Source organism: Paenarthrobacter sp. NPDC090517, assembly GCF_044769165.1.
GTDB lineage: Bacteria > Actinomycetota > Actinomycetes > Actinomycetales > Micrococcaceae > Arthrobacter.
Genome location: NZ_JBIVXN010000003.1, coordinates 232,799 through 245,612 on the forward strand (window position 1 = coordinate 232,799; position 12,814 = coordinate 245,612).

At 62.0% G+C, this 12,814-nt stretch carries 15 protein-coding genes, 6 tRNA genes and 1 riboswitch; of the genes, 5 read left to right on the forward strand and 16 right to left on the reverse strand.

What is annotated here, in order from left to right:
* Positions 1-62: 62 nt before the first annotated feature.
* The 16 genes from hisF to ACIQTW_RS12745 all read right to left on the reverse strand — a co-directional run bounded on the left by hisF (position 63) and on the right by ACIQTW_RS12745 (position 12,009).
* Entirely contained in the window at positions 63-839 is a 777-nt protein-coding gene (gene hisF / locus ACIQTW_RS12670; RefSeq protein WP_402937257.1) for an imidazole glycerol phosphate synthase subunit HisF, read from the reverse strand.
* A 43-nt stretch (positions 840-882) separates the two neighbouring features.
* Positions 883-1,743, reverse strand: coding sequence for an ATP phosphoribosyltransferase (hisG, locus tag ACIQTW_RS12675; protein ID WP_402937259.1), 861 nt, complete (start codon positions 1,741-1,743; stop codon positions 883-885).
* Positions 1,744-1,827: 84 nt separating this feature from the next.
* Positions 1,828-2,091 (reverse strand): phosphoribosyl-ATP diphosphatase, encoded by a 264-nt coding sequence (locus ACIQTW_RS12680; RefSeq protein ID WP_018778638.1) that lies wholly within the window; start codon positions 2,089-2,091, stop codon positions 1,828-1,830.
* A 105-nt stretch (positions 2,092-2,196) separates the two neighbouring features.
* On the reverse strand, positions 2,197-2,682 hold the full coding sequence (gene ribH, locus ACIQTW_RS12685) for a 6,7-dimethyl-8-ribityllumazine synthase (protein WP_014921429.1): 486 nt from the start codon (positions 2,680-2,682) through the stop codon (positions 2,197-2,199).
* Between the two features lie 17 nt (positions 2,683-2,699).
* Positions 2,700-3,398 (reverse strand): GTP cyclohydrolase II, encoded by a 699-nt coding sequence (gene ribA, locus ACIQTW_RS12690; RefSeq protein WP_402937261.1) that lies wholly within the window; start codon positions 3,396-3,398, stop codon positions 2,700-2,702.
* On the reverse strand, positions 3,395-4,090 hold the full coding sequence (gene ribB / locus ACIQTW_RS12695) for a 3,4-dihydroxy-2-butanone-4-phosphate synthase (protein WP_402937263.1): 696 nt from the start codon (positions 4,088-4,090) through the stop codon (positions 3,395-3,397). The genes ribA and ribB overlap by 4 nt, the downstream gene beginning before the upstream one ends.
* The gene (locus ACIQTW_RS12700) at positions 4,087-4,716 is read right to left on the reverse strand and encodes a riboflavin synthase (protein ID WP_402937265.1); all 630 of its coding nucleotides are present in this window, start codon (positions 4,714-4,716) and stop codon (positions 4,087-4,089) included. Before ACIQTW_RS12700 ends, ribB begins: the two co-directional genes overlap by 4 nt.
* Entirely contained in the window at positions 4,716-5,810 is a 1,095-nt protein-coding gene (gene ribD / locus ACIQTW_RS12705) for a bifunctional diaminohydroxyphosphoribosylaminopyrimidine deaminase/5-amino-6-(5-phosphoribosylamino)uracil reductase RibD (protein ID WP_402937578.1), read from the reverse strand. Before ribD ends, ACIQTW_RS12700 begins: the two co-directional genes overlap by 1 nt.
* Positions 5,811-5,851: 41 nt before the next feature.
* Entirely contained in the window at positions 5,852-6,553 is a 702-nt protein-coding gene (pnuC, locus tag ACIQTW_RS12710; protein WP_402937267.1) for a nicotinamide riboside transporter PnuC, read from the reverse strand.
* A gap of 90 nt (positions 6,554-6,643) precedes the next feature.
* A riboswitch (FMN riboswitch) is annotated at positions 6,644-6,800 on the reverse strand.
* Positions 6,801-6,878: 78 nt separating this feature from the next.
* Complete coding sequence (gene rpe / locus ACIQTW_RS12715; protein WP_309076037.1) at positions 6,879-7,553, reverse strand: ribulose-phosphate 3-epimerase; 675 nt, start codon at positions 7,551-7,553, stop codon at positions 6,879-6,881.
* A gap of 58 nt (positions 7,554-7,611) precedes the next feature.
* Complete coding sequence (locus tag ACIQTW_RS12720) at positions 7,612-9,180, reverse strand: RsmB/NOP family class I SAM-dependent RNA methyltransferase (RefSeq protein ID WP_402937269.1); 1,569 nt, start codon at positions 9,178-9,180, stop codon at positions 7,612-7,614.
* The gene (gene fmt / locus ACIQTW_RS12725; RefSeq protein ID WP_402937271.1) at positions 9,177-10,097 is read right to left on the reverse strand and encodes a methionyl-tRNA formyltransferase; all 921 of its coding nucleotides are present in this window, start codon (positions 10,095-10,097) and stop codon (positions 9,177-9,179) included. The genes ACIQTW_RS12720 and fmt overlap by 4 nt, the downstream gene beginning before the upstream one ends.
* A complete protein-coding gene (gene def, locus ACIQTW_RS12730; RefSeq protein ID WP_402937272.1) occupies positions 10,094-10,666 on the reverse strand; it encodes a peptide deformylase in 573 nt (190 codons plus the stop codon). The genes fmt and def overlap by 4 nt, the downstream gene beginning before the upstream one ends.
* 71 nt (positions 10,667-10,737) lie before the next feature.
* On the reverse strand, positions 10,738-11,610 hold the full coding sequence (locus ACIQTW_RS12735) for a cytochrome (protein ID WP_402937274.1): 873 nt from the start codon (positions 11,608-11,610) through the stop codon (positions 10,738-10,740).
* Positions 11,611-11,622: 12 nt separating this feature from the next.
* Positions 11,623-11,802, reverse strand: coding sequence for a hypothetical protein (locus ACIQTW_RS12740; RefSeq protein WP_402937276.1), 180 nt, complete (start codon positions 11,800-11,802; stop codon positions 11,623-11,625).
* A gap of 132 nt (positions 11,803-11,934) precedes the next feature.
* Positions 11,935-12,009: transfer RNA gene (locus ACIQTW_RS12745), tRNA-Val, on the reverse strand.
* A gap of 249 nt (positions 12,010-12,258) precedes the next feature.
* Here ACIQTW_RS12745 and ACIQTW_RS12750 point away from each other — a divergent pair.
* The 5 genes from ACIQTW_RS12750 to ACIQTW_RS12770 all read left to right on the forward strand — a co-directional run bounded on the left by ACIQTW_RS12750 (position 12,259) and on the right by ACIQTW_RS12770 (position 12,791).
* Positions 12,259-12,331 (forward strand) — tRNA-Gly (locus ACIQTW_RS12750).
* A 46-nt stretch (positions 12,332-12,377) separates the two neighbouring features.
* Positions 12,378-12,448: transfer RNA gene (locus tag ACIQTW_RS12755), tRNA-Cys, on the forward strand.
* Positions 12,449-12,487: 39 nt separating this feature from the next.
* Positions 12,488-12,562, forward strand: a tRNA-Val gene (locus tag ACIQTW_RS12760).
* Positions 12,563-12,619: 57 nt separating this feature from the next.
* Positions 12,620-12,692, forward strand: a tRNA-Gly gene (locus ACIQTW_RS12765).
* Between the two features lie 24 nt (positions 12,693-12,716).
* A tRNA-Val gene (locus ACIQTW_RS12770) sits at positions 12,717-12,791 on the forward strand.
* Positions 12,792-12,814 lie beyond the last annotated feature (23 nt).

Below are 12,814 nucleotides of genomic sequence, written 5' to 3' on the forward strand. Positions count from 1 at the left end.
CTTAAACCAATAATGGAGAGTCGCCTTCAAGGTGACTCTCCATTGCTGTTTACGCTCGGAAGCTACCGGACTTCGAACCCGGCGTCGCGAATCGCGGCCTTAACCTGGGCAATCATGTCGTCCGGGCCAAAGTGGAACACGGACGCCGCAAGGACGGCGTCAGCGCCTGCCTCAACCGCAGGCGGGAAATGGGCAGGCACTCCAGCACCGCCCGAAGCAATGATGGGGATATTCACTGCGGCGCGGACCAAGCGAATCAGTTCAAGATCGAAGCCATCTTTGGTGCCGTCCGCGTCGATCGAGTTCAGGAGGATTTCCCCCACGCCCCGGTCGGCCGCTTCCTTGGCCCAGGCAATGGCGTCGATTCCGGTACCGGTGCGGCCACCGTGGGTGGTCACTTCGAAACCGGACGACGTCGGTTCGTCGCCTTCGCGGGTTCGGCGCGCATCCACGGAGAGCACCAATACCTGTGAACCGAAGTGGCGGGTGATTTCGTCGATGACGTCGGGCCGGGCAACGGCAGCGGTGTTGATGGACGCCTTGTCCGCACCAAAGCGCAGGAGCTTGTCCACCTCCGCGACACCACGGACGCCTCCGCCCACGGTCAGGGGAATGAACACTTCCTCTGCGGTGCGGCGGACGACGTCGAACGTTGTTTCGCGGTTGCCGGACGACGCAGTGACGTCAAGGAAGGTGAGTTCGTCGGCCCCGCCATTGTCGTATCGGTGTGCGAGTTCCACCGGGTCCCCGGCGTCGCGAAGTCCTTCAAAGTTGACGCCCTTAACGACGCGGCCGGCGTCGACGTCCAGGCAGGGTATGACGCGTACGGCTACAGCCATGTGCTGCTCCTCAGTTCTTTGTGCTCAGCTGTTGTTACGCGGCTCAAATACGGCAGGCGTGGATGCTGCTGACCAGGATGGCGCGTGCGCCGAGGTCGTAAAGTTCGTCCATGATGCGGTTGGTTTCCTTCTTGGGAACCATGGACCGCACGGCAACCCACTCGGAATCGCGAAGCGGCGAAACGGTGGGTGACTCAAGTCCCGGTGTCAGTGCTGCTGCGTCTTCCACCAGGTCTTTGCGGATGTCGTAATCCATCAGCACGTACTGGCGGGCCACAAGGACGCCCTGCAGGCGGCGGATGAGGATGTCGATTTCCTTGGCTGTTCCATTGGCAGCGCCGCCCGAACCGGAACGTCGAATCAACACGGCCTCGGATTTCAGGATCGGATCGCCAAAGATCTCCATGCCGGCAGCTTTGAGGGTGTTACCTGTTTCAACGACATCCGCGATCGCATCGGCTACGCCCAGACGCACCGAAGATTCCACGGCTCCGTCCAAGCGGACCACCGTTGCATTGACGCCGCGCTCGGCGAGGTAGTCGCGCAGCAGTCCGTCGTAGCTGGTGGCGAGGCGCTTGCCTTCAAGCTGCTCGACGCCGGTGAAGTCGCCTACGGGACCGGCAAACCGGAAAGTGGACGGAGCGAAGCCCAGGGGAAGCAGTTCTTCGGCTTCCACCTTGGCGTCAAGCAAGAGGTCTCGGCCAGTGATGCCGACGTCCAGGGTTCCCTGCCCTACGTAGACCGCGATGTCGCGGGGACGAAGGAAGAAGAACTCAATGTCATTGTCGGGATCAACCATGACCAGTTCGCGGGTGTCGCGGCGCTGGCGGTAACCGGCCTCGGACAACATTGCCGAGGCGGCTTCGGACAGGGATCCCTTGTTTGGGACTGCTACACGGAGCATTGGGAGACTTTCTTTTTGGAATGGAGGTTTTCAGGCACCTTGGCCACGCAGGGGGCTCCGCAACAGGCAGGCGGAGTGGCGTGGCTAGAGATGCTTGTAAACGTCCTCCAGGCTGAGGCCCTTGGCGAGCATGAGGACCTGCAGGTGGTAGAGCAACTGGGAGATTTCCTCGGCAGCGGCTTCGTCCGATTCGTACTCCGCGGCCATCCAGACTTCGGCGGCCTCTTCGACCACCTTTTTCCCGATGCCATGGATTCCGGAGTCCAGTTCGGCAACCGTGCGCGAACCTGCCGGGCGGGTCGCTGCTTTCTCACTCAGTTCTGCGAACAGCGTCTCGAAATTCTTCACGCCCTCCAGACTACTTGCTCGGGGGCGACCACCGCTTGTTGGGGCGTTGCATGACGAAGGGGATGTGAGTGAAGACACACCCACATCCCCCTCGAGCCAATGCTTCTAGCTGAACTGCTTGAGTGTCACAGCCGTGGCCAAGGCAGCGGTCACTGCTTCGTGGCCCTTGTCCTCCTTGGAACCGGGAAGGCCTGCACGGTCGATGCCCTGCTGCTCGGTGTCACAGGTGAGGACGCCGAACCCGACCGGTACGCCGGTGCGGACACTGACGTCGGTGAGTCCCGACGTCGCGGCTTGGCAGACGTAATCGAAGTGCGGCGTTCCACCGCGGATAACCACGCCAAGTGCTACGACTGCGTCAAAGTGCGGCGCGAGCCTGGCCGCAGCAACGGGGAGCTCGAAGCTGCCCGGAACCCGCAGCAGCGTGGGCTCGGCGATGCCGGCTTCCTTGGCTGCGCGCAGGGCGCCGTCAACCAGTCCGTCCATGATTTGGGTGTGCCAGCTTGCCGCCACAATGGCGAGCTTCAACTGGGAGGTTTCCTCGGGGTTGAGGGTGGTGAGGTCAATAGTGGGTGCGCCGTGGCCGCTCATATTCGTGATGAATCCGTTCAGTCTTGGTTGTCAAAGGGGTGGGCCGGTGTCTTGACATTGCTGACGGGCTCGACTTCGAGTGCCAGCCGGTGATCCATCCGGTCCTTCTTGGTCTGCAGGTAACGGAGGTTTTGCTCGCGGGATGGAACCTCGGTAGGAACCATCTCCACAACCGTTACTCCAGCCTGGGCAAGGCGGTTTTGCTTGTCGGGGTTGTTGCTCAGCAGCCTGACCTCATGGAGTCCCATCTCCGCCAGGATCTGTCCCGCGGCAGTGTAGGAACGTGCGTCCACCGGCAGGCCCAGCTGTTCGTTGGCCTCTACGGTGTCGAATCCGGCTTCCTGCAGTGCATAAGCCTTGATCTTGTTGGCCAGCCCAATGCCGCGCCCCTCCTGGCCGCGCAGGTAGAGCAAGGTACCGCCCTCTGCATGGATGAGCTCAAGGGCAAAAGCCAACTGCTCTCCGCAGTCACAGCGATAGGATCCGAACACGTCGCCGGTCAGGCACTCGGAATGCAGCCGTACCAAAGGCGCCCTGCCACCCGCGGGCGGGTTGGGGGAACTCACGGCAAGGTGCTCGTGACCGGTCTCAAGGTCCGTCCACGCCTGTGCCACAAAGTCACCAAAAGCCGTAGGTAACTGCACAATCGGCCCACCGCTGACGGGGTGCGGCCCGGGGCCGGTGTGGTCACTGCTGCGTGTGGTCGATGCGGTCATCGCTTCTCCTCGTCCTCCTGTGAAACATGTGCCGTCTGGGACTCTACCGCCTCAACATATGACACCAGGTCCTCAATGGAGATGAGGGGGCACCCATGTTCAGCGGCAAAGTCTCGCAGGCTGTCCAGCCGCATCATTTCACCGTCGTCATGTACCAATTCTGCGATCACACCCACCGGAGCCAGCCCGGCAAGACGACACAGGTCCACGGCAGCTTCCGTGTGACCTGGACGTTCACGCACTCCCCCGTTAACTGCCCGCAACGGGAAAATATGCCCGGGTCGGGTGATCGATGCCGGAGTGCTGCTCGGATCTGCAAGGATCCGGGCCGTCAATGCGCGGTCCGTGGCTGAAATTCCGGTGCTTACTCCGATTGCGGCGTCGCAGGAAACGGTATACGCGGTTCCTTTGGCGTCCTCGTTGATCTCCACCATCGGCGGCAGGATCAGGGCGTCCGCACGTTCTCCGTCCAACGGAACACAGATGACGCCGGATGAATACCGGATGGTCCAGCCCATGAGGGCGGGAGTGGCATGCTCGGCAGCGAAGATGATGTCGCCTTCATTCTCCCGGTCTTCGTTGTCCACCACGATCACGGCGTGGCCCGCGGCCATCGCCGCGATGGCCGATTCAACAGGATCGAGTCCGGTACGTCGTGCGCCTGCGGGAGTTGTCTTGGCGGGGGCGCTCATTTTGCGCCTCCCTGGACAGGTGCGAAGGACAGCAAGCGTTCGGTGTACTTGGCCAGCACGTCAACCTCAAGGTTCACACGGCCTCCCACCGTTTTGGCCCCCAAGCCCGTTTCTTCCAAGGTGGTGGGTATTAGTCCCACTTCAAACCACGGCGCCGTTTCGGCGGCGGGACTGACGGCGGTCACGGTCAGCGAGACACCGTCGACGGCGATGGAACCTTTTTCGGCGATGTACCGTGCCAGCGGGGCTGGAACTCCGAACCGCAGCCGGTCCCAGTTTCCCAGCGGCTCGCGTTCCAGCAGTTCACCCACACCGTCCACATGGCCTTGGACGACATGGCCATCCAAGCGCCCGCCAGCAGGAACGCAACGCTCAAGGTTCACGGCATCTCCGGCTGCCAGCTCTCCGATGGTCGTCCGGACCAGGGTCTCCCCCATGACATCCACGCTGAAGTCCTGTCCGTCGATCCGGGTGGCTGTCAGGCAAACTCCGTTGACGGCGATGGAACCGCCCAATGGCAATCCCTCCGCGGTGGTGCGCGCTTTCAGCCTCAACGTTGCGCTGGTATCGCCGTCGTGCTCAATGCCCAGCACAGTGCCCTGCTCAGCAACGATTCCCGTAAACATCAGTGTCCTCCCGTGACATATTCCGCAGCTTCACTGTGTGAAGCCAAAGTCTTCTGCGGAACCGAATTCTTGATAGTGCTGGCGGCCCCTCGTGGGGACCGCAGATGGAGCCGAAGGTCATTGCCGAGGATGCGCACAGCGCCACCGCCGGCCTCGTCCCAAGACCAGTGCTGGGCGTCGGCCAGCGTTGTAATACCGAGGTCGTTCAGTGCCGGAGTTCCGGATCCCAGCAGCGTCGGAGCCAGATACACGATCAGTTCGTCCACAAGGTCTGCGGCGAGGAACGTGCTCAGAATCGAAGAGCCGCCTTCCACCATGAGATGGCGGACCCCCTGCTGGAACAGCAGGCCCAAGGCTTCCGCCGGATCCCGCGTGGGCAGGTGGACGAAACGCCCATCAGTTCCGCGGACCGCAGCGTCTTGGGGGACGTCCCGCAGGCCCATGACCGCTCGTATTGGCTGATGAGGTGAAAGTTCGCCGTCCGGGGTTCGGGCCGTGAGCCGCGGGTTGTCGATCAGCACTGTTCCGGTGCCCACCAGGATCGCGTCAATGAGTCCGCGCAGTCCGTGGTTGTCGGCCAGCGACTCCGGACACGAGATCCACTGGCTGGTGCCGTCCACCGCGGCGATGCGGCTGTCCAGGGTCTGCGCGATATGCAAGGTGACGAACGGACGCTTGGCCGCAACGGCGTCGAACCAGTCACGGTTCAGGTCCAGCGCCTTTTCGTCTTCCAGCCCGGAGCTGACCTCAACACCGGCGGCCGTGAGCGTACGCGCTCCGCCCGCGGCGGGGTCATGGGGATCGTCGACGGCGTAGATCACCTTCGCGATTCCCGCGGCAATGATGGCTTGGGCGCAAGGCCCGGTGCGACCCACATGGTTGCAGGGCTCCAGGGTGACCACCATGGTGGCTCCCACGATGTCGATGTCTTTCCCGCGGGCTTCGGAAATCGCGTCGGCTTCAGCATGGGCCGTTCCGGCCCCTCGGTGGTAACCCGTTGCCAGCTGCTCGCCCTCAGGACTGAGGATAACGGCCCCGACCAACGGATTGGCTCCCCGGGGACCTGCCAGGGCCGCCATCAAAGCGGCATCCATGGCCGCACGTTCAGCATCGGTGTAAGGCGCTTTTCCGGCGCTCACTGTACGGCTCCCGCACTTACGGCAACTGCCGGTTTGGCATCACGGACGGCACGTTCACGCTTTTCTGCCCGCCACCAAACGAAGAACCCGGTGAGGGTGAAGAAGCCATAGAACAAGTACATGACCGCGCTGGCGTAATACCCGGCGCTGAAAAGCAGCGGCACACCCACGATGTCGACGGCCACCCAGATCAGCCAGAATTCCGTCCACCCGCGTGCCATGCCATAGGTTGCCAGCAGGGATCCCATGAAGGTCCAAGCATCGGCCCAAACGGGCGGGTAGGAGCCAAGGGCATCGAACAAGGGCGTCAGTGCTGCCGTGCCCGCCACCATCGCACCAATCAGGGCAATGCGGACCTTATTGCTGGCCCAACCGGGGACGATGGCGCGGCCTTGGGTGCTTGATTGCCGGCCCTGCTGCCACCGATACCAGCCATAGATGGCGACGGCGATGAACATGATTTGGCGTGCAGCCTGCCCCCACAACGTGGCCGGGGCTGCTGCGCCGAAGACGTTGCCCAGGAAGACTGTGAGCAGGAGGAGGTTACCGACAATGCCGATTGGCCAAGCCCAGACTTTGCGGCGCATACCGCCGAGGGCGCTGAGGAGCCCAAAGATGTTTCCAAGCACTTCGCGTAAGACAAGAGCAGATCCTCCAACGGGGATCTGTGCTTCGAAGAGCCATCGCAGAAAGTCCATGCCGTTCCTTCCCAGTAAGCCGCGATGACTCCGGGGGTGTACGACAGCGCAACGCCGGGCGTTCGCAAAAGGAACGCCCAAGGCATGACTGTACGTGCTTCTCCCATCCAGACTTTAACTGTCGGTACCGGAATTTCACCAGTTCAACCGTCCGCCACCGAACGCCCAATTTCTTGAGAATCCAATGGCTCGCGGGTCGCGGACTATAACCGCCGGTTCGGACTTACACCGACCCCGGAGCACGTATGTGTGTTGTTATTCTGCCACAACTACCAAGATGTCCGGGCTATTCCCTGGCCATCTTCGTAACATGTGGTGACGGTCGTCAGGCTTTCGTCGCGGAAGCAGCCTGGCCCGCAGCGCGGAGACGGTCGATCGCTTCTGCAGGGTCCTGATGCCCATAGACAGCCGAGCCCGCAACGAACACGTTGGCGCCTGCCTCGGCAGCCCGGACAATGGTCTCCTCAGTGATGCCGCCATCCACCTGGATGGCAACGCCGATGCCCGAGCCTTCGATTGCCGCCCGGGCACGACGGATCTTGGGCAAAGTGATGTCCAAGAATGGCTGTCCCCCGAATCCGGGCTCCACCGTCATGATCAGCAACATGTCCAGCTCGCTCAGCATGTCCAGGTAGGGCTCCACGGGCGTGGCGGGGCGAAGGGCCATGCCTGCCTTGGACCCGCGGGCGCGTAACTCGCGAGCCAGTTTTACGGGCGCCATGGCTGCCTCGGCATGGAATGTCACCGAAGCGACACCGGCATCCGCGTAGGCAGGTGCCCAGCGGTCGGCGTCGGAAATCATCAAATGCGCATCCAGCGGCACCGGACTGACCGCTTGAATTCTCTGCACCACGGGCAGTCCAAGCGTCAGGTTGGGCACGAAATGGTTGTCCATAACGTCCACGTGGACGGCATCCGCATTGCTGATCCGCTGGAGTTCCGCCTCAAGGTTGACGAAATCCGCTGAAAGGATGCTCGGGTTGATACAGCACTGAGACAAGGCAGCCCCCTCTAATGGGTGATAGTCGAAAGCTCGCTGATGGTCTAAAGGTTGGTAGCTACGGCTTCTTGCGGATGATCGCCATGAACATGGCATCCGTCTGGTGCACGTGCGGCCACAACTGGGCAGTGAGCTCGTGACCAGCGCCGAGGCTGCCGGTGAGGCTGACATCGTCCAACGCTTGTCCGGCGTCGAGGAGTTCAAGGTCCCCACGCTTGGCCAACACATCAGTAACAACAGCTGTGGTTTCGGCCGGATGTGGCGAACACGTCACGTAAGCTACGACGCCACCAGGCCTGACGGCGTCAAGCGCGGACTTCAGCAAGTCACGCTGCAGCGGACCCAAGTCTCCGATGTCCTTGGGAGAGCGACGCCACCGCGATTCGGGCCGCCGTCGCAGTGCCCCAAGACCACTGCAAGGCACGTCGACGAGCACACGGTCAAAAGTCCCGGGCTGCTCCGCACCCACGTCACGGCCGTCGCCGGTCCGCACTGTCCAAGCCTCGTTGGGAACAGCCGAGAGCGCTTGCTGAACAAGCTTGGCCCGGTGCGGGGCAGGCTCGTTGGCCAGGAGAGTTGCGCCGTCGCGGTAGGCCAGGGCAGCCAAAAGAGCCGCCTTACCCCCGGGGCCGGCGCACAAGTCCAGCCACCGCTCACCCTGTGCAGGCGACTCCCCCAGCTCGACTCCGGCCAAAGCCCGAGCCACAAGCTGTGATCCGACGTCCTGAACACGCGTTGTTCCGCGCCGGACCGATTCGAAACGGCCCAGGTCACCGCCAGCGGAGAGAGCTGAATCTTCCACCAGCTCACCGGCGGTGGCTCCATTGTCAAAAGCCTCGTCGAGGTTTCCCAGTCCTGGCAAGGCCACCAAGTTGACCACCGGCGCGGCGTTATCTGCCTCCAGGAGGGCGTCGATTTCGTTTTTGGGTCGACCATGGTTCACCAATGATTGGCGAAGTGCCCGGACAATCCATTCAGGGTGTGCATGGCGCAAGGCCGCGATTTTGGTTTCGTCGGATTCGTCATCCAGCAGGATCTCAAGCCACTCGGCCATGCTGTGGGCCGTGACCTTGCGAAGTACTGCATTGATAAGGGCCGACGGACCGGCACCGATAACCGCGCGTGCCAGGCCGACAGTCTGGTCCAGCGCGGCATGGGCGGGAACGCGCATGGAGAGCAGCTGGTGGGCACCGATTCGCAGGGCATCCAGGATTGCAGGATCCAATTGCTCCAAGGGGCGGTCCACGCAACGGGCCAGAATGGCATCGTAGGTACCTTGGCCACGCAAAGCCCCATAGCTCAATTCAGTGGCAAAGCCGGCATCCCGACGGTCCAGGCGGTGTTCCCTGATGCGCGCCGGAAGCACGAGGTTTGCGTAGGCATCTTCGGAGGCAACTGCGCGGAGTACTTCAAAAGCCACTAGTCGGGCTGGATCCGCGCGGCGCGTACGCTGCGACGGAGCGTTATTCGTGAAGCCCCTCTGCGGTCCCCTGTTTCGCTCCCGGCCCTGGGCGTTGCGCTTACTCTCGCCACGGGCTCCACGGTTGCCCTGCGAGTCACGGTTTCCCGCCCCGCCGCCGTCCCGGCTCCCGCTGTTGTTGGGGCCTCGGCGGCCGGACTCGCTCATTCGAATACCACTCTTTCAGGTGTCGCCAAGCCGCGGGCCCAATCGGCCGACGACATCATTTTCTTACCAGCCGGTTGGATCCGGCCAAGCTCCACTGCATGCGAACCTGTACCCACCAGAACCGATTTGCCCTCCACCCGGATGCTTCCCGGAGGAAGGTCCTTGATCTCGGGACGGAGAGCTACAGGTTCAAGTTTGACCCTCTGGCCTTCCAAGGTTGTCCACGCTCCGGGTTCAGGAGTAACTCCGCGCGCACGGCGGTTCAAAGCAAGGGCCGGCTGCTGCCAGTCCAAGCGTCCATCGTCGAGAGTCAGTTTGGGGGCAAGGGAGATCACTCCGTTTTGAGGCTGCGGAGCGGCCTGACCCGCGTCAATAACGGAAAGAGTCTGGCTCAGCAGAACCGCGCCGCTGATGGACAGTCGTTCGAGAAGATCGCCCGCAGTATCTTCCGGACGAACTGTTTCAGTCAGTGTCCCGAACACCGGCCCGGTATCGAGGCCCTCTTCAAGTTGGAAAGTAGCCGCCCCGGTGACATCGTCACCCGCGATGATGGAACGCTGCACGGGGGCAGCGCCGCGCCATGCCGGAAGCAGGGAGAAGTGCAGATTGACCCAGCCGTGCCTGGGGACACCCAAGGCAGCTTTAGGAACGATGCCGCCGTAGGCAACGATGGCGGCGACGTCGGGAGCGAACTCCGCGATTCTGGCCGTCGTGTCGGCGTCGACCTTTGCAGCGCGAATGACCTCAATACCGAGTTCCATCGCCCGGGCAGCCACGGGCGATGGAGTCAGGATACGTTTCCGGCCCACGGGCGCATCCGGCCGGGTGAGAACCGCAACGATGTTGAAGCCTGCCTTGACCAGCGCGTCCAACGACGGCACTGCCACAGCCGGCGTTCCGGCGAAGAGTACCCTCACTCGGGCACCCCGAAGCTTCCGCCCCCAAAGCTGGACCCGACGGAATTGGCGCGCTTGGACGTGGTTTGCTCAGTGATCGCGTGGTAGTTGGCGTTTCGGATGGCCCGGAGGGCGGCCTTACGGTCATCGCCTTCCAGCCTGTCGGTGTACAGGACACCATCAAGGTGATCTGTTTCGTGTTGGAAACAGCGGGCGAGCATGCCTTCAGCCTCCACCGAGACCGGATTGCCGTTCAGGTCCACACCGGTTGCCCGGGTGGCCCGGAAGCGACGCACAGGGAAGCCGAGGCCGGGAATGGAAAGGCAACCCTCTACCTCGTCCGGTTGGAAGTCCTCACTGTTTTCCAGGACCGGGTTGATGATGTGGCCTTCCACTCCCCCGATGCGATAGGTAAACACGCGCTGGCTGACGCCCACCTGCGGCGCAGCTAGGCCTGCACCTTCTACGTCTTCCATGGTTTCCGTCATGTCAGCTACCAGCTTGGCGAGCTCCGGACCAAAATCGGTGACGGGGTCAGCTACGGTGCGCAGCACCGGGTCCCCGATGATTCGGATACTCAAAATTGCCATCTGCTGTCAGTCCTCACGATCGTCAAACCAGGTTCCGGTTGTTGCGGAGCCTAAGCCAGTTTAGTTGAGGACTAGGCAGGTGACGGTGCCGCTCCAGCTGAGGCAAAGACCGGCGGAGCAACAGGCAGCAATGGCTGCCCTGCAGCGACAACGTCCGCTGACATCTCCCACACCCGCCGAAGGGCACAGAACTTCCACCAATGATGCTTGAGGATGTCCGGGTTGGCCCGCTGCGGCCTGACTTCGGTCTCACCGATGGCCACCGCCAGCAGCATGGGGTTGTCTCCGTATTTCCACGGCTCCCATTCACCCGCAACAGGATCCACCAGGCTTTCCTCGGCCTTCATCCCGGCCGCGAGTTGCATGACCACTTTGTCATCCAGGGCCTTGACTGTCCCGTCCCTGGTGGTGCCCTTGGTTTTGTAGTCAATCAGGCAGATGCGACCGTTGATCCGGGCCACGAGGTCCAGCGTCCCGGCATAACCCACTGTCTTGTTCCACACAGTGATCTCCGGTGCCAGCGGCTCCACCCGGTAGAGCTCCCACCATTCGTCAAAACGGGCAGCAAAGGCCTGTTCGCCGTGGGCAGCGAGGTCGTCCCTGCATTCCTGCATCCGGTGCGGCCGCCCCATCGCCCGCAAAGCTACCTGTTCGCAGTAGGTGTGGACGCGGTCACCGCGTGCGGCCGCCGCATCCCGGTAAACCTCCGCGGCTTTGGAAGCTTTGTTGATTGCCTGGCGGATTTTAGCCGGGCTCCCGAGAATCGAGGGAAGCTCAGGATCCGCCGCCAGGCTGCTCGCCCCCATATAACTGAACCACCCGTCCAGGGCGTGCGCCTGTTGCCCTATCACCGTAGTAATGGAGGGCACGGAAAATTGCTCAGTTGTGGAGCGGGCGTACATCCGGCCGTAGTCAGTAGCGTGGGCAAGCAGTGGAGCAGTCATACAAAGACTGTGTCATAGAGGGCCGACAGAATTCATCCGCGGGAAGATCAGCGCCAGTTGCTCGGGAGGCAGCCTGGCGAGCTTGCCGGCGAGGATCGGGGCGGTCAGCGCGAGATCCGCGAACGGCGTGGCAGGTTCCGTTGAGACAGTGGCCTTGGCCGGAAGCAGTTCCGGCTCGTCTTGTTCGCGCATGCTGATGTGTGTCGTGTCCACACAGTTCGTGACGCAGAAACCCGCAATCCGCCAAACGAACCTGCTGCAAAGAAAAACCCCGTCCGAACTGACTCAAATCAGTCCAAACGGGGTTTAACCATTGCATACAGGTGGTGGGCGATACTGGGTTCGAACCAGTGACCTCTTCGGTGTGAACGAAGCGCGCTACCACTGCGCCAATCGCCCGGGTGCAAAGAAAACACTAACGGACCATGGCCGGAATGCAAAACGCGCGAACCCCCACCACAAAGGAACTAACTACATCCATGGAATTACAGCCTTGAAACTCGCCCCAAACCGCGTAAGTACAAGGATCCAGCGACCTTCAGGTTCAAAAGCAGGCTACCGATTTGGAGTTTGCAGGAACCTCCTATAGAGTTTTTACTCGTCGGAAAGCGACGGAATGCCTGCAGGGCTGCCCGCCGAAACGACACTGCGGACGTAGCTCAGCTGGTAGAGCACCACCTTGCCAAGGTGGATGTCGCGAGTTCGAATCTCGTCGTCCGCTCGCAAGGCACTGTCAAGGCAAGAATTCCCCGGAATCCTGCTTACACGGTGGGTTGGCCGAGAGGCGAGGCAGCGGCCTGCAAAGCCGTATACACGGGTTCGAATCCCGTACCCACCTCGGTGAAAACCATGTCTTCCAGCTGTTGGCTGGATGCATGGGCGATTGGCGCAGCGGTAGCGCGCTTCCCTGACACGGAAGAGGTCACTGGTTCGATCCCAGTATCGCCCACCAGAACAAGGCAACTTGTTTGTTGTTGAAGGCCAGGCATCAGCCCGGCAGACAGCATGTGCGGACGTAGCTCAGCTGGTAGAGCACCACCTTGCCAAGGTGGATGTCGCGAGTTCGAATCTCGTCGTCCGCTCTCCTTTTTGTAGGACCCGGTAACGGGCGATTGGCGCAGCGGTAGCGCGCTTCCCTGACACGGAAGAGGTCACTGGTTCGATCCCAGTATCGCCCACCAGAACAAGGCAACTTGTTTGTTGT